The organism is Curtobacterium sp. AG1037, from assembly GCF_003349855.1.
Classification (GTDB): domain Bacteria; phylum Actinomycetota; class Actinomycetes; order Actinomycetales; family Microbacteriaceae; genus Curtobacterium; species Curtobacterium citreum.
Map to the genome: position 1 here is coordinate 119333 of NZ_QQAO01000011.1, position 15887 is coordinate 135219.

Consider the following 15887-nt stretch of genomic DNA (forward strand, 5'->3'; position numbering starts at 1 on the left):
TCCGTTCGATGCAGGACGGGCACGGTCGGTACTCTACCGGTCGCCCTCGACCGGACCGGGCTGTGCTGCACCGGCCTCGGCGGCGGCCACCTTGCGGGCCTGCGCTGCCGCCTGCCGTGCGACCTTGCGGAGCTTCTTGTCGCTGGCCGACCGCTCCCCCACGGCGCCGGGCGTCCAGGCCTCGACGTCCTCGTCCGAGAACTCCGCCTTGCCTGCGCGACGCTTCAGGTTGGGGAGCACGACGCCGTCGGCCAGGCGGCGTGCCGTGACCAGGAAGCCGGTGTGTCCGACCATCCGGTGGTCCGGTCGGACGGCCAGACCCTCGACGTGCCAGGTGCGCACGAGGGTCTCGCTCGACTGCGGGTCCGTGAAGCGCCCGGTGTCGCGGAGGGCCTCGGCGGTGCGGGACAGCTGCGTGACGGTGGCGACGTAGCAGACGATGAGCCCGCCGGGGACGAGCGCGTCCGCCGCCGCGTCCACGCACTCCCACGGGGCGAGCATGTCGAGCACGACCCGGTCGACGCTCTGCGGCTCGGTCGCGTTCGGGAGCTCCTCGACGAGGTCGCCGACCGTGACGGACCAGTTGTCCGGGACGGCGCCGAGGAAGGTCCCGACGTTGCCGCGGGCGATCGCCGCGAACTCCTCCCGACGCTCGAAGGACTGCAGGCGACCGGTCGGGCCGATCGCGCGGAGCAGGAAGAGCGACAGCGCACCGGACCCCACGCCGGCCTCGACCACGCGGGCACCCGGGAAGACGTCGGCGAAGGCGACGATCTGGGCCGCGTCCTTCGGGTAGACGATCGCGGCACCGCGCGGCATCGACATGACGTAGTCGTTGAGGAGCGGGCGGAGCGCGAGGTACTCGTCGCCGGTGCTCGCCCGGATCACGGAGCCGTCGGGCTGGCCGATGACGTCGTCGTGCCGGAGGACACCGCGGTGGGTGTGGTACTCCCCCGCGGTCTCCAGCGACAGCGTCGTGAGCTTGCCCTTCGGGCCGGTGAGCTGCACGCGGTCCCCGGCGCGGAACGGACCGCGCGGCGGGGTGTGCGGAGCGCCCCCCGCGGTGTGCGGCAGGGCGGCGAGCTCGTCGTGCTGGTCGGCGGGCTGCTGGTCGTGCTGGTCGTCGTGCTGCTCGGTCGTCATCGGGCCACCGCCTCGGTGCGGGCGGCCAGGGCCGGACCGGTGAGCTCGACCAGGCGGTCGACGTCGACCCCGTCGAGGGTCGTCAGGTGCACGTCGCCCCCGCCGATCTCGGAGAGCGGCACGATGTGCTCGACGGCGACCGTGACGGCGCCGGACGCGACCGCCGCTGCGACGCCGGTGGCTGAGTCCTCGACCGCGACGCAGGCCGTGGCCTCGACGCCGAGGGCGTCGGCGGCGGCCAGGTACGCGTCCGGGAAGGGCTTGGGGCGGTCGACGTCGTCACCGGCGACGACGACACGGAAGCCACGGGCGCCGAGGGCCTCCGCCGCGACCAGGGCCATCTTGCGGCGGGACATCGTCACGAGGGCGGTCGGGACCCCGCGGTCGTGCAGCTCCTCGACGAGCTCACGCGCCCCCGGGCGCCACGGCAGTTCTTCGCCGTCGAGCCGCTCGGTCACGTAGTCGGTCATCCACTGGACGATCTCCTCGACCTCCATGTCGACGCCCTTGTCCCTGAGGATCTCCCCCGAGCGCTCGAGGCCGGAGCCGACGAGCGAGAGGCCGTCCTCGTGGGTCCACTCGGCGCCGTACCGGGCGGTCAGCTCCACCTGGGACTGCTGCCAGATCGGCTCCGTGTCGATGAGCGTGCCGTCCATGTCCCACAGCACGGCTGCGGGCAGGACTCGGTCGGGGTGCTGGGCGGTCACGGGCGACGAGTCTAGCGGTCGGGGTTCCGCTGCACGCGGACGCCCCCGCGCCCCGACGAGCGCCGGGCCTATCCTGGGGACTCGTCCCGTGTCCGGCCGCGCGCGTGCCGCGCGTGCCCCGCTCCACCACCAGGAGGCCCCTCCGTGCCACAGCACTCCCCCTTCAGCGACGGCCGACTGCTCGTCGTCGCGTTCGAGGGCTGGAACGACGCCGGCGAGGCGGCCAGCGGACTCGCTCGCCGCATCGTGGACGCCCTGGGGCTCGACGAACTGCGCGAGATCGACGGCGAACGGTACGTCGACTACCAGTTCAACCGACCCGAGGTCGGGACCTCGGAGGACGGCTCCCGCGGCATCACCTGGCCCCGGATCGTGCTGTACGGCCCCGGCCAGGACGGTCGACCGGTCGTCGGCGCCACGGGTGCCGAGTCCGAGCGGGAGGTCTTCGTGCTCGTCGGCCCCGAGCCCTCACGGACGTGGCGCGGCTTCTGCGCCGAGGTGATCGACCTCGCGGACGTGTACTCGATCGACGCCGTGGTGTTCGTCGGGGCGATGCTCGCCGACGTGCCGCACACCCGACCGATCTCGGTGTTCGTCTCGAGCGAGGACGCCGGGGTGCGCTCGGCCTTCGACGTCGACCGCTCCACGTACGAGGGCCCGACGGGCATCCTCGGCGTGCTGTCCGACGCGATGGACACCTCGGGCCTGACGACCCTGTCGCTCTGGGCCTCGGTCCCGCACTACGTGCACAACTCCCCTTCGCCGAAGGCGACCCTGTCGCTCCTCGACAAGATGGAGGAGCTCACCGACGTCACCGTGCCGCGCGGCACCCTGCTCGACGAGGCCACGGAGTGGGAGGAGGGCATCGACGCCCTCGCCGCCGACGACGAGGACATGGCGAGCTACATCGGGCAGCTCGAGCAGGCCCGGGACACCGTCGACTCCCCCGAGGCGTCCGGGGACGCCATCGCGCAGGAGTTCGAGCAGTACCTCCGGCGGCGGGAGCGCAAGGACGGCAAGGACGGCGGCACCGCGGGTGGCGAGGGTCCCTGGCGGCCGCCCCAGCAGTAGACGCACCACAGACGGACGGGAGGCGCGGTGCCGGCTGGCACCGCGCCTCCCGTCCGTCTGCGGGCACGTCCGCCAGCCGCCAGCCGCGTCGTGTGCAGGCCGCCCTCCCGCTCGGCGCGCCGAGCGCGCCAGATCTGGCCCGTTCGGCGCCGTCCGCCGACGAGACGTGCCCGCCCAGCGGCACACGCGCGGCGTGTCGTGCACGCTCGACCGGCGCGGGCCGACCTGTCAGCCGAGGCGGATGCCGAGCAGGGCGTCGACGAGGTCGACGAGCTCCGGCGTGACGGCCGTGCCGCCCGCGATCGCGGTGTCCACCGCGGCGACCGCTCCGGGCGTGTCGAGGTCGTCGGCGACCCGTGCGCGGATGCGCGCGGCGACGTCGGCGGCGTCGTCTGCGTGTCCGGCCGGCTCGCCGGCGGCCCAGGCGTCCCAGGTCGCGAGGCGTGCCGTGGCGCTCGAGAGCTCGCCGTCGAACCACTCCCAGTCGTCGGAGTACTTGTGCGACAGCAGGGCGAGGCGGATCGCGCGCGGGTCGGCGCCGTCGTCGAGCAGTCCGCGGACGGTGACGAGGTTGCCGAGCGACTTCGAGATCTTCTCGCCCTGGTAGGCGATCATCCCGGTGTGCACGAACGCGTTCGCGAGGGGTTGGTGCGCGAGAGCCGCCGCGTGACCGGCGCTCATCTCGTGGTGCGGGAAGACGAGGTCGCTGCCGCCGCCCTGCACGCTGATCGGCAGGCCGAGGCGGTCGCCCGCGATGACGCTGCACTCGATGTGCCAGCCCGGACGTCCCGGACCGACGACGGTGTCCCAGGACGGCTCCCCCGTGCGCGCGGCGCGCCAGAGCAGTGGGTCGAGCGGGTCGCGCTTGCCGGCACGGTCGGGGTCGCCGCCGCGCTCGGCCGACAGGCGCGTCATCGTCTCGCGGTCCAGTCGGCTCTCGTCCCCGAGCGTCCACGCCTCGGTGGGGCGGTTCACGTCGAAGTAGAGGTCGTCGCCCTCGGACTCCGCCGTCGGGACCGCGTAGGCGTAGCCGGTCTCCTGCAGGAAGGCGACGGCCTCGGCGACGCGCTCGACCTCGTCCGTGACGGCGACGTACTCGTCCGGCGGCAGGACGCGGAGCGCCTCCATGTCGCGACGGAACAGGTCGATCTGCGAGGCGGCGAGCTCGCGCCAGTCCACGCCGTCACGGGCGGCTCGCTCGAGCAGCGGGTCGTCGACGTCGGTCGTGTTCTGCGCGTACTCGACCAGGAGCCCGGCGTCCCGCCATGCCCGGCCGAGGGTGTCGAACGCCAGGTAGGTCGCGGCATGGCCGAGGTGCGTCGCGTCGTACGGCGTGATGCCGCAGACGTAGAGCGCGGCGCGGTCCTCGCCGCGCGTCGGGTCCACCGGGTGCCCGGACGCCGTGTCGTGCACGACGGGACGAGGGCCCTCCCCGGGGACGTCGGGGACGGACGGGGCCTCCCAGGCCCTCACGGCTGGACCACTCCGAGCGACAGCAACACGATGAGCACGATACCGAGTGCGATCCGGTAGACCACGAAGGGCAGGAAGCTCCGCTTCGAGATGTAGTTCATGAACGCGGCGATCACGACGAAGCCGACGAGGAACGCGACCACCGTGGCGACGAGCGTGTCGACGAGTCCGAAGGGCGCGCCGGTGTCCCCGAGGCTCGTCGCGGCCTCGTAGAAGCCGGACAGGAACACCGCCGGGATCGCGAGCAGGAACGCGAACCGCGCCGCGGCCGGACGGGTGTAGCCGAGCGCGAGGCCCATCGAGACGGTCGCACCGGAGCGCGAGACACCCGGCACCAGGGCGAGCACCTGCGCGAGACCGATGAGCAGGCCGCTCCGGAACGTCATGTGCTCGATGCGGCGCACCTTGCGACCGACGACGTCGAGCACGCCGAGCACGATGCCGAACACGATGAGGACGATCGCGACGATCCACAGGGACCGGAAGGTGGTCTCGATCGAGTCCTTGAGCAGCAGCCCCGCGACCCCGATCGGGATCGTCCCGAGGATCACCAGCCAGCCCAGCCGGACGTCGGGGTCGCCCTTCGGGATGTCCCGCCGGAGGACCGAGCGGAACCACCGCCCGACGATCCGCGTGATGTCCTTCCAGAAGTAGATGAGCACCGCGGTCTCGGTGCCGAGCTGCGTCACCGCCGTGAAGGCCGCGCCGGGGTCCTTCGCGTCGGGCAGGAACAGGCCCACGATGCGCAGGTGCGCGCTCGACGAGACGGGCAGGAACTCGGTGAGTCCCTGCACGAAGCCGAGGAAGATCGCCTCGAGGATGTGCATCGTGCGGGCCTTTCAGGGGTCAGCAGGCAGGACGGTGCCGCGGGGGCGACCCGGCAATGTATCAGTACGTGGCGAGCAGGTCGCCGAGGACGCGCCGCCCGAATGCCAGGGCGTCGAGCGGGACCCGCTCGTCGACGCCGTGGAACATCGCCGGGAAGTCGACGTCGGCCGGCAGCTGCAGCGGGACGAAGCCGTAGCCGGCGATGCCGAGCGTCGAGAGTGCCTTGTTGTCGGTCCCACCCGAGAGCAGGTAGGGCAGCACCGGGGCACCCGGGTCGTGGCGGCCGAGGACGTCCCGGACCGCGTCGACGAGCGGGCCGCCGAAGTCCTGCTCGAGCCCGATGTCGCGGAAGGACGTCACGACCTCGACGTCGTCGCCCGCGAGCTCCCGGACGCGCGCGAGCACGGACTCCTCGTCGCCGGGCAGGCAGCGGATGTCGACGAGCGCCTCGGCGGTGTCCGGGATGACGTTGTGCTTGTACCCGGCCGTCAGGACCGTCGGGTTCGACGTCGTGTGCAGCGCCGCGTGGATGAACCGCGAGGCCGACCCGGTCGCGAGAGCGACCTCGTCGGGGCCGGTGACCGTCGGGTCGACGCCGAGGAACCGGGCGACCTCGGCGACCATCGCGTCGGTGGTCGCCGACAGCCGGACCGGCCACTCCTCGCTGCCGATGCGGGCGACCGCCGCCGCGAGCTTCGTGACGGCGTTGTCGCGGATGACGTGGGACCCGTGCGCCGCGGTGCCGCGGGTGACCAGCTTGATCCACATCAGCGCCTTCTCGCCGGTCTGCAGCAGGTAGGCGCGTCGGTCGCCGAGCGTGATCGAGTACCCGCCGACTTCGCTGATGGCCGCCGACGCCCCGGCGAAGACCTCGGGGTGGTGCTCGACGACGTGGTGGGAGCCGAGCACGCCCCCGGCCTCCTCGTCGGCGAAGTACGCGATCACCAGGTCCCGCTCGGGCGCTCCCTGCCGCTCGACGACGTCGGCGAGCGACGTGAGCATCATCGCGTCCATGTTCTTCATGTCGACGGCGCCGCGGCCCCAGAGCATGCCGTCCCGGACCTCGCCGCCGAACGGGTCCACCGTCCAGTTCGCGGGGTCGGCGGGGACGACGTCGAGGTGTCCGTGCACGACGAGGGCGGGCTTGCTGCGGTCACGACCGGGGACCCGGGCGACGACGCTCACGCGGTCGGGCTCCGACTCGAAGAGCTGCGGTTCCAGACCGAGGTCGCGGAGCTTCGCCTCGACGTAGTGCGCGGCCTCCGTCTCGCCGCGGGACTTCCCCTCGCCCCAGTTCGTCGTGTCGATGCGGATGAGGTCCCGCGCGATCGCGGCCGTCGCCTCGAGGTCCTGCTCGGTCGGGTCGGCGCTCGCCTGCTGGTCGCTCATGCCCTCACGCTACCGGGCCGCGTCGGCGCGTCGGTCGGTGGCGCGACCGAGGACGCGCCCGGGATGCGCGTCCGTGTTCATCGGGCGTTCAGGGCCGTGCTAGTGTCTTCTCCTGTCAGAACGGCCGGGGGAACAGCCCGGATCGGCTCTGGCACACAACTGGAAACACCTGTCCGGGTGGCGGAATTGGTAGACGCGCTAGCTTGAGGTGCTAGTGCCCGTATTAGGGCGTGGGGGTTCAAGTCCCCCCTCGGACACAGGAACAGCGCAAGGCCCCCTGACTTCGGTCAGGGGGCCTTCTGCGTTGCGCGGGCGGCGCTGCACGGGCCGCCCCGGCTCCGCCAGGGTTCAGCGCCGCCGCAGCCGCCGCACCACCACCACCACCACGCCACCGATCGCCGCGAGCCACCCCCAGTTCGCGACGACCGGGTCGAGCAGCTGGTGCCGCCAGTCCCGGCGGGACGACCCGAGTCGCGCCCGCACGGGGTGCGTCACCCGCTCCGAGCGCACCCCGGTCTCGTGCAGGAGCCGGTCCGGCCTCCCGCGGAGCGCGTCCGTCACCCGGTGCGTCGCGACGTCGATGCGGTCACCGACGACGAGCAGCATCCAGTGCGCCAGCCGACCCTCGCTGAAGCGTCGGTAGGCGTACCGCTTCACGACGCCGGCCGGACCGGCCAGCGGCTGCGCCGTGCCGAACACCGGCGTGACGTGGGCGTGCTCGATCGATCGCTCACGTCCGGAACCGCCCGCCTGGGCCTCCGGGACCTCCCAGTGGGCGCCCGACGCGGCACCGGCGGCTCGGGAGAGCTTCGGCACCGACGGACGGTCGGCGGGGTCGAGGTCGCTCCCCCACCCCGGGATGCGCGCGCGGAGCTCGTCGGGGCTCGGCGCGGGGCGCGTCGGCTCGGCGACGTACGGCGTGTGGTCGGCGGTGCTCACGGGACGATCACCGTCTTGATGCAGTCGTCGAGCTTCGCGGAGAACAGGTGGTACGCCTCGTCGATGTGCTCGAGCGGGATCCGGTGCGTGATGATGTCGCTCGGCTTCAGGTGTCCGGCCTGGATGTGTTCCAGCAGCCGCGGCCACTGACGCTTCACGGGTGCCTGGTTCATGTGGATCGTCACGCCCTTGTTCATCGCGTCCCCGAACTTCACCGCGTTCGGGATCGGCCCGTACGCGCCCATCGCCGACACGGTGCCGCCCTTCCGGACCCCGTCGATCGCCCAGTTGAGGGCGACCGGTGAGCCGCCCTGCAGCTTCGCCTTCGCCGAGGTGACGTGCTGCAGGAAGTTCCCGTCGGCCTCGGCACCGACGGCGTCGATCACGCTGTCCGCGCCGAGGAAGTCGGTCTGCTGCTTCATCGCGAGCACGACGTCGTCGACCTCGGCGAAGTTGATCGTCTCCGCGTGCGCGAAGGTCCGCGCCTTCTCGAGCCGGTACTACAGCTGGTCGACGACGATCACCCGCCCGGCGCCCATGAACCACGATGACTTCGCCGCGTAGAGCCCGACCGGTCCGGCGCCGAGCACGACGACCGTGTCGCCCTCGCGGATGGACGCGAGCTGCGCTCCGAAGTACCCGGTGCCGAGCGCGTCCGTCATCATCAGTGCGTCGTCGGGTTCGAGCCACTCCGGGATCACCTGCGGCCCGACGTCGGCGAACGGCACCCGCACGCGCTCGGCCTGCCCGCCGTCGTAGCCGCCCGTGGTGTGCGAGTAGCCGAAGATCCCGCCGACCGCGGTGGCGTTCGGGTTCACGTTGTGGCAGTTCGTGAACAGTCCCCTGGCACAGAACCAGCAGCTGCCGCACGAGATGTGGAACGGCACCATCACCCGGTCGCCCACGTCGAGGCTCCGCACCGACGGTCCCACCTGCTCGACGACCCCGATGAACTCGTGCCCGAAGGTGTGGCCGACGCGGGTGTCCGGCATCATCCCGTGGTACAGGTGCAGGTCGGACCCGCAGATCGCGGCGCGTTCGACCCGCACGATCGCGTCGTTCGGGTGCTCGATCCGCGGGTCGGGCTTCTCCTCGACGCGGACCCGGTACGGCCCGCGGTACGTCATGGCGCGCATGCGCGCTCCTCTCGCTCGTGCGCGCCACGCTCGGCCTGGTCGGGTGGGAGGCGACCCACAAAGGACGGGAGGCGCGGTGCCAGCCGGCACCGCGCCTCCCGTCCGTGGGGTGGTGACGTCCCTAGGACTTGGACGCCTCGACGAAGTTGCGGCGGGGGTCCGTCTCCTTGATCAGCGAGGTCGCGTCGCGACCGGACACCGCACCGGTGACCCAACCGATGACGATGCGCGCCTTCCGGTTCAGGGTCGGCATCGCGTAGACGTGGTAGGAGCGGTGGGCGAGCCAGGCGAGCAGGTTCGTCATCTTGACGCCCTTGATGTTCGCGGCGCCCTTGCCGACGCCGTACGAGGCGACGGTGCCGATCGACGGGTGGCGGTACTCCTCGAGCGGCTTGCCGGTGATCGTGGCGACCACGTTGTCGGCGGCGACGACGGCCTGGCGGACGGCGTTCTGCGCGTTCGGCGGGTAGTACGCCGGCTGCTTCTCGGCGGTCAGGTCGGGGACCTGGGCGACGTCACCGAGGCCCCAGACGCCCGGGACGACCTCGTGCGTGTCCTCGGCTTCGACCTGGAGCTTCGCGTTCGCGGCGAGGTGCCCCTTCGGGCCGCGGGGCAGGTCCGAGGCGTCGAGGAGCGGGTTCGGCTTGACGCCGGCGGTCCAGACGAGCAGTCCGGTCGCGAACTCGTCGCCGTCGGAGAGCTTGACGACGCCGCCCTCGCAGCTCGGCATGGTGGTCTTCAGGCGGACGTCGATGCCGCGGGCGCGGAGCGACTCGAGGGTCCACTTCGACAGCTCCGGGCCGACCTCGGGCGCCACGCGGTCGAGCGCGTCGATGAGCACCCAGCGGGGCTGCTCGCCGGCGAGCGACGGGTAGGTCTTGATGGCGGCCTGCGACACGTCGAAGAGCTCGCCGATGGCCTCGACCCCGGTGTAGCCACCGCCGACGAAGATGCTCGTGAGCAGACGGCGGCGCTCGTCCTCGTCTCGCGTGGCAGCGGCCTTCGCGATGTTGTCGAGGAGCTTCGCGCGGACGTAGGCGGCTTCTTCGACGGTCTTGAAGCCGACTCCGTACTCCTCGAGCCCCGGCGTCGGGAACGTGCGGGTGACGGAGCCGAGCGCGACGACGAGCTGATCGTAGCCGAGGGTGCGGTCGTCACCACCGGCCGTGGCGATCGACACGGTCTTGTCCTTCGACGAGATGCCGGTGACCTTGCCCTGGATGACGCGGGTCTTCTTGAGCGCGCGGCGCAGCTCGAAGGTGACGTCCTTCGGCGCGATGTGACCGCCGGCGACCTCCGGCAGGAACGGCAGGTACGTGTAGTACGTGTTCTGGTCCACCAGCGTGATGCGCATCGGCACGGTCGCCGCGTGCTTCTGCAGCTGCTTGACCGTGGTGTAGCCGGCGGAGCCGCCGCCGAGGACGAGGACGTGGGGGATGGAGTCTGCCATGCGTCCGGTCTACCGGAAGAAGCCTGGTCGCGTCACCAAGCCGCGCCGCGCGATCCGGCGACGGCACGGCGGGTGTCCGCGGTTCGTCGGCGCGTCGGTCACCGTCCGCGGGGGCGGTCCTGCAGTCGCCACCACGCGGTCTCGGCGAGCTCCGGCCCGGTGTACACACCGTGCGGGGTGCGGCGGGACTCGGTGAGCGAGAACCGGCGGAGTCGGTAGCCGCCGCCGAAGCGGTCGATGATCGCCTCGGGTGAGGACTCGGGGGTGCGTCGGACGTACCAGGTGCGGTCGTCGACCTGCTCGATCACGCGCGGCTCAGCGTCGGTTGCCGATGCGGGAGCGCAGGACGTCGATGCGCTTCTGGATCTGCTCGACGCTCGCCTGCGCGACGGCCGGGCCGCCGCTGATGCGTCGGAGCTCGGCGTGGATCGCGCCGTGCGGTTCGTTCGCGTGCCGGGACCAGATCGACACCAGCCGGGCGAGCTCGGTCCGTTGTTCCTTGAGCGTCTGGTACATCGGGCGGTCCGCCGCGGGCTGCTGCTTCGGCAGGCCGTCCTTCACCGCACGACCGCGGGACCGCTTGGCCTGGGTCGCCTGGCGGGCGCGGAGCAGGTCACGCACCTGGTCGGGCTCGAGCAGCCCGGGGATGCCGATGAAGTCGAGTTCCTCGAGCGAACCGACCTCGCCACCGGTGCCGAACTCGCCGCCGTCGTAGAGGACACGGTCGAACGAGGCCTGCGAGTCGAGCGCCTGGAAGGGCTGCACCTCGAGCAGGCTCTCCGACGCGCGGTCCTCCTTGTTGGCCTCGGCGACCATCGCGTCCTCGGGGTTGTACATCCCGTCCTCGGCGTCCTTCGGGCGGTCGAGCGCGTGGTCGCGTTCGAGCTCGAGGGTGGCGGCCAGGGCCATCAGGTTCGGCACGCTCGGCAGGAAGACGCTCGCGGTCTCCCCACGGCGACGGGCGCGCACGAAGCGGCCGATCACCTGCGCGAAGAACAGCGGGGTGCTCGCGCTCGTGGCGTAGACGCCGACGCAGAGCCGGGGGACGTCGACGCCCTCGGACACCATGCGGACGGCGACCATCCAGCGCGAGGTGTCCTCGGAGAAGGCCTGGATGCGGCTGGACCCGGCGGCCTCGTCCGAGAGCACGACCGTCGGTCGTTCCCCCGTGATGCGCTGCAGGATGCGGGCGTAGGCACGAGCCGTCGTGGTGTCGGTGGCGATGACGAGCCCGCCGGCGTCCGGGACACCGCGGCGGACCTCGGTCAGACGCTTGTCGGCGGCGGACAGCACGGCCGGCATCCACTCGCCCTCCGGGGAGAGCGCCGTGCGCCAGGCCTGCGCCGTGATGTCCTTCGTCACCTGCTCGCCGAGCGAGGCCGACATCTCGTCGCCCATCCGGGTCTTCCAGCGCATCTGGCCGGCGTAGGCCATGAAGAGCACCGGGCGGACGACGCCGTCCTTGAGCGCGCGGCCGTAGCCGTAGTTGTAGTCGGACACCGAGGTGCGGATGCCCTGCTCGTCGGGGGCGTACTGCACGAACGGGATCGGGGCGGTGTCCGAGCGGAACGGCGTCCCGGAGAGCGACAGTCGGCGCGTGGCCTTCGTGAACGCCTCGCGGATGCCGTCGCCCCAGGTCAGGGCGTCGCCGCCGTGGTGCACCTCGTCGAGGATGACCAGGGTCTTCCCGCCTGCGGTGATGCGCTGGTGGACCTCGGGGTTCATGCCGACCTGGGCGTACGTGATCGCGACGCCCTGGTAGTGCCGGCCGAACATGCCGTCGCCGTTCTTGAACATCGGGTCGAGCCGGATGCCCACGCGGTCGGCGGAGTCGGCCCACTGCCGCTTGAGGTGCTCGGTCGGCGCGACGACGATGATCCGGTCGATCGTGCCGCGGGCGAGGAGCTCGGTCGCGAGCCGGAGCGCGAACGTGGTCTTGCCGGCGCCCGGGGTCGCCGCTGCGAGGAAGTCGCGCGGCTCCTTCTCGAAGTACTTCGTGAGGGCCTCGACCTGCCAGGCGCGGAGCTTGGACGCAGTGCCCCACGCGGCCCGCTCGGGGAACGCCGGCGACAGGTGCTCGGCGGCCGCGTTGCCGGCGTTCTCGGCCTGGGCCACGGCGTCTTCGTGCGGGCGGACGGCGCCGTCCGCGACGGTCTCGGGGGTGTCGCCCCACAGTGTCGCGGGCTGCTGCTGGTCGTCGTACTCCGCTGCGCTCACTTCACGCGAGTCTACCGTCACGCGGGGTCCTGCCGGGCGTGCGGGGGCCGCCGCTCGGGCGTGCCGCGGACGAGCGAGGCGGGCCGGAGCACGCCCGCGCCGAAGCGTGCGGCGACGGCGTCCACCGTGGTCTCGGTGTCTCGCCACGGCGCGTCGTCGTCCCACAGCGCGTTGCTCGCGGCGGCGGGCACGAGTTTCTCGCCGCGGACGCCGATGAGCCGGATCCGGTTGCCCGGCCGGTGCAGCACGTCGTAGAGCTCGACGGCCTCGTGGTGCAGCCGCTTGGCGACGTCGGTGGGCTCGGCGAGGGTGCGCGACCGGGTCAGCGTGCTGAAGTCGGTGTACCGGACCTTGAGCGCCACGGTGCGGGCCTGCACGTCGGCGCGCCGGAGCCGGACGGCCACCTTGTCGGCCAGGCGCAGGAGCTCGCGGGCGACGTCGTCGCGTTCGGTGAGGTCGTGGCCGAACGTGGTCTCGTGCCCGATCGACTTCTCGCTGACGCCGGTGTCGACGACCCGCGGGTCACGCCCCCACGACAGGTCGTGCAGGCGCTGGCCGCCGGCGGGTCCGAGTGCCGCGACGAGGGAGGGCAGCGGGGTGTGCGCGAGGTCGCCGACCGTGCGGATGCCGCGCCGCTCGAGCTTCTCCTGCGTGGTGCCGCCGACGCCCCACAGCGCGGAGACGGGCTGCGGGTGCAGGAACGCGACGGTGTGCTCGGCCGGGACGACGAGGAGCCCGTCCGGCTTCGCCCGGCTGGACGCGAGCTTCGCGACGAACTTGGTCGAGGCCGCGCCGACCGAGCAGTGCAGCCCGGTCTCGGCGAGGACCGCGGCGCGGATCGCCCGACCGATCTCCCACGGGGTACCGGAGAGCCGGAGCGCGCCGGCGACGTCGAGGAACGCCTCGTCGATGCCGAGCTTCTCGACGCGGGGCGTGAAGCTCTCGAACACGCGCATCACGGCTGCGGACTTCGCCGTGTACTTCTCGAAGTGCGGCTCGACGATGATCGCGTTCGGGCAGCGGCGCTTGGCGACGGCCATCGGCATCGCGGAGTTCACGCCGTACCTCCGGGCCTCGTACGTGGCCGCGGTGACGACGGACCGGTCGGAGTCGTGGCCGACGATCACGGGCAGGCCGCGCAGGTCGGGACGGTCGAGCAGTTCGACGGACGCGAAGAAGGCGTCCATGTCGACGTGCAGCACCGTCGCCGTCAGGTCGTCCACGGGACGGTCCGAGACGAGCCGGTTGCGTCCGTCCTGCTTGCTCACGCGCCGATGATGCCACGCCGCACCGACACCGACGACCGGCCGCCGCGCGCCGACGCCGTGCGGCAGGGCGGCGGTGCGGCAGTGCGGCAGTGCGGCAGTGCGGCAGCGTGTCGCAGCGCCGGTGGTGGAGCAGAAGCCGTCGGGTCGGCCAGGCAGACCCGACGTCTTCTGCTCCACCGACGGCGCCGCCGGCGCCGCTACGCGAGCGGGCCGAGCTCCGCCGCCGCGATCGTCCGCGCCGCGGAGTCCCGCGTGGACGGGTGATACTGCCCGGCACGCACGTCCCGGGCGAGCCGCGCCAGCTCCGAGTCCGCCGCGTACGCCCGCCCGCCGACGACGCGCATCGCCTCGTCCACCACGTGCTGCGCCGCGTCGACCGTCCGCGCCTTGGTCCCGACGAGCAGGGGGAACCACCGCGCGCCCAGGTCCTCGCCCTCGTCCACCGACCGGGCGAGCGACCCGACCTGCAGCGCCACGGCGTCGACGGCACCGCGCACGTCCGCGATCGTCCGACGGACATCGGGGTCCTGCGACCGCGGGACCCCGTCCCGCCCCGCGCGACCGGACACCGCCGTGACCGCCAGGTCCACCGCGCGCGAGGCGATCCCGACGTACACCGAAGCCACGAGCAGCTCGAACGCGGCGAAGATCCCGAACACGAGCGGGTCGTTCGTCGGGCCGACCGGCAGCGACCGCACGATGCGCTCCGCGGGCACGTGCACGCCGAGCAGCCGGGTGGTCCGGCTCTGCGTCGCGCGCATCCCGAGCGTGTCCCAGTCGTCGAGGTGCTCGACGTCGCCGTCGGAGCGGAGCACGAATCCGTGCACCAGCCGCGGCTCCGGCCCGCTGGTGTCCTTCCCGAACACGCTCAGCACGTCCCACGCCGGTGCGAGCGACGTCGACACCTTCGTCCCGGTGAAGCGGTAGCCCCCGTCGCCGTCCGGCTCCGCCGTCGTCGACGAGTCGAACAGGACGGCGTCGTTGCCGGGTTCGCTCACCCCGAACGCGAGCAGGTGGTCGTCCGCCGCGTGGTCGGTGACGGCCTGGAGGAACGACCCACCCTGTGCGGAGACGCTGCGGGCCGCCTGCACCCAGACCTGGTGCATCCCCAGCCCGAGCGCGGTCGCCGGCGCGGCCTGCGCGAGCTCCTGCTGCAACCGCGCCGTCGCGGCGAGGCCGAGCCCGGAGCCGCCCTGCTCGACGGGCACCCCGATCCGCAGCCACCCGGCGGCACGGAGCTCGGCCAGGTCCTCGGCGCAGAAGGCGTTGTCCGCGTCGTACCCGGGCGCCCGCGCCGCGATCCGGGCGAGCAGGTCCTCGGGCAGGCTCCAGGCGGGGTTGGCCTTCGTCATGGCACGAGACTACGGTTCGGGACGTGTCAGATCGTCATCCGTGGTCCAGGTACGTCGCGATCGGTGACTCGTTCACCGAGGGCATCGGGGACCCCGACCCGACCGTGCCCGGCGGCAACCGCGGCTGGGCCGACCGGGTCGCCGAGGTCCTCGCGCACCGCACCGACGACTTCGCGTACGCGAACATCGCGATCCGCGGTCGGCTCCTCGGCCAGATCGTCGACGAGCAGGTCGAGCCCGCCCTGGCGCTCCGGCCGGACCTCGTCACGGTCTCGGCCGGCGGCAACGACATCATCCGACCGGGGTCGGACCCCGACGAGCTCGCCGAGCGGTTCGACGGCATGGTCGAGCGGCTCCGGAGCGACGGTGCGACGGTCGTGCTGTTCACCGGCCCGGACGTCGGCATGACCCCGGTGCTCGGGATGGTCCGCGGCAAGACGGCGATCTACAACGAGAACCTGCACGCCATCGCGCTGAAGCACGGGGCGCTCGTCGCCGACATGTGGGCGCTCCGGGTGCTGCGGGACCCGCGGATGTGGGCGCCGGACCGGTTGCACCACTCCCCCACGGGCCACGCCACCGTCGCCGCGGCCGTGCTCGACACCCTGGGCGTCGACCACGGGCTGGAGCCGTTCGTGCCGGAGCCGCTCGAGGCCCGACCGTGGCGCGAGGCCCGCGTCGAGGACCTCGGGTGGGCGCGGGAGTACCTCGTGCCGTGGGTGGTGCGCCGGATCCGGCACACGTCCTCCGGCGACGGCGTCTCCCCGAAGCGCCCGGAGCTGCAGGACGTCGTCGAGCACCGCTCCGACACGCCCTAGCTGTACTCGGCCGTGACGTTGGTGACACTTCGGGGGTTGTGACGCGACGAGGCCTCCTGGCTTGATGGAGCTGTCTAGTTCTGCCACTGCCAGGAG

General features: G+C 72.5%; 13 protein-coding genes, 1 tRNA gene and 1 pseudogene. 3 read left to right on the top strand and 12 right to left on the bottom strand.

Features of this window, described 5'->3' with window-relative positions:
* Window positions 1-33: 33 nt before the first annotated feature.
* Together DEU32_RS14735 and DEU32_RS14740 are read right to left on the bottom strand one after the other, a co-directional pair.
* A complete protein-coding gene (locus tag DEU32_RS14735; protein ID WP_258554887.1) occupies window positions 34-1143 on the bottom strand; it encodes a tRNA (adenine-N1)-methyltransferase in 1110 nt (369 codons plus the stop codon).
* Complete coding sequence (locus DEU32_RS14740; RefSeq protein ID WP_231048874.1) at window positions 1140-1850, bottom strand: HAD family phosphatase; 711 nt, start codon at window positions 1848-1850, stop codon at window positions 1140-1142. Before DEU32_RS14740 ends, DEU32_RS14735 begins: the two co-directional genes overlap by 4 nt.
* A gap of 144 nt (window positions 1851-1994) precedes the next feature.
* On the opposite strand from DEU32_RS14740, the gene DEU32_RS14745 reads away from it, so the two are divergent.
* Window positions 1995-2921 carry a proteasome assembly chaperone family protein gene (locus DEU32_RS14745; protein WP_058740873.1) on the top strand — a complete coding sequence of 309 codons (927 nt, stop codon included), beginning with the start codon at window positions 1995-1997 and terminating at the stop codon, window positions 2919-2921.
* Window positions 2922-3149: 228 nt separating this feature from the next.
* Here DEU32_RS14745 and mshC read toward each other — a convergent pair whose 3' ends face one another.
* The 3 genes from mshC to DEU32_RS14760 all read right to left on the bottom strand — a co-directional run bounded on the left by mshC (window position 3150) and on the right by DEU32_RS14760 (window position 6611).
* Window positions 3150-4394 carry a cysteine--1-D-myo-inosityl 2-amino-2-deoxy-alpha-D-glucopyranoside ligase gene (gene mshC, locus DEU32_RS14750; protein WP_114851206.1) on the bottom strand — a complete coding sequence of 415 codons (1245 nt, stop codon included), beginning with the start codon at window positions 4392-4394 and terminating at the stop codon, window positions 3150-3152.
* Window positions 4391-5221, bottom strand: coding sequence for an undecaprenyl-diphosphate phosphatase (locus DEU32_RS14755; RefSeq protein WP_114851207.1), 831 nt, complete (start codon window positions 5219-5221; stop codon window positions 4391-4393). Before DEU32_RS14755 ends, mshC begins: the two co-directional genes overlap by 4 nt.
* Window positions 5222-5282: 61 nt before the next feature.
* A complete protein-coding gene (locus DEU32_RS14760) occupies window positions 5283-6611 on the bottom strand; it encodes a M20/M25/M40 family metallo-hydrolase (protein WP_058740876.1) in 1329 nt (442 codons plus the stop codon).
* Between the two features lie 171 nt (window positions 6612-6782).
* On the opposite strand from DEU32_RS14760, the gene DEU32_RS14765 reads away from it, so the two are divergent.
* Window positions 6783-6868 (top strand) — tRNA-Leu (locus tag DEU32_RS14765).
* Between the two features lie 91 nt (window positions 6869-6959).
* On the opposite strand, the gene DEU32_RS14770 is transcribed toward DEU32_RS14765, so the two are convergent.
* The 7 genes and pseudogenes from DEU32_RS14770 to DEU32_RS14800 all read right to left on the bottom strand — a co-directional run bounded on the left by DEU32_RS14770 (window position 6960) and on the right by DEU32_RS14800 (window position 14973).
* On the bottom strand, window positions 6960-7550 hold the full coding sequence (locus DEU32_RS14770) for a hypothetical protein (protein ID WP_114851208.1): 591 nt from the start codon (window positions 7548-7550) through the stop codon (window positions 6960-6962).
* Window positions 7547-8686, bottom strand: a pseudogene (locus tag DEU32_RS14775) (zinc-dependent alcohol dehydrogenase). Before DEU32_RS14775 ends, DEU32_RS14770 begins: the two are co-directional and overlap by 4 nt.
* 121 nt (window positions 8687-8807) lie before the next feature.
* Window positions 8808-10136, bottom strand: coding sequence for an NAD(P)/FAD-dependent oxidoreductase (locus DEU32_RS14780; protein WP_058740879.1), 1329 nt, complete (start codon window positions 10134-10136; stop codon window positions 8808-8810).
* 98 nt (window positions 10137-10234) lie between these two features.
* Window positions 10235-10444, bottom strand: coding sequence for a hypothetical protein (locus tag DEU32_RS14785; protein WP_114851209.1), 210 nt, complete (start codon window positions 10442-10444; stop codon window positions 10235-10237).
* A 7-nt stretch (window positions 10445-10451) separates the two neighbouring features.
* Window positions 10452-12251 (bottom strand): DEAD/DEAH box helicase, encoded by a 1800-nt coding sequence (locus tag DEU32_RS14790; RefSeq protein ID WP_114851223.1) that lies wholly within the window; start codon window positions 12249-12251, stop codon window positions 10452-10454.
* A gap of 119 nt (window positions 12252-12370) precedes the next feature.
* Window positions 12371-13621: a DNA polymerase IV gene (gene dinB, locus DEU32_RS14795; protein ID WP_114851210.1), complete on the bottom strand. Its 1251-nt coding sequence runs from the start codon at window positions 13619-13621 to the stop codon at window positions 12371-12373.
* Window positions 13622-13818: 197 nt separating this feature from the next.
* Window positions 13819-14973 (bottom strand): acyl-CoA dehydrogenase family protein, encoded by a 1155-nt coding sequence (locus tag DEU32_RS14800; protein ID WP_114851211.1) that lies wholly within the window; start codon window positions 14971-14973, stop codon window positions 13819-13821.
* A 23-nt stretch (window positions 14974-14996) separates the two neighbouring features.
* On the opposite strand from DEU32_RS14800, the gene DEU32_RS14805 reads away from it, so the two are divergent.
* Window positions 14997-15791 carry an SGNH/GDSL hydrolase family protein gene (locus DEU32_RS14805; protein ID WP_058740883.1) on the top strand — a complete coding sequence of 265 codons (795 nt, stop codon included), beginning with the start codon at window positions 14997-14999 and terminating at the stop codon, window positions 15789-15791.
* The last annotated feature ends 96 nt before the right edge of the window (window positions 15792-15887 follow it).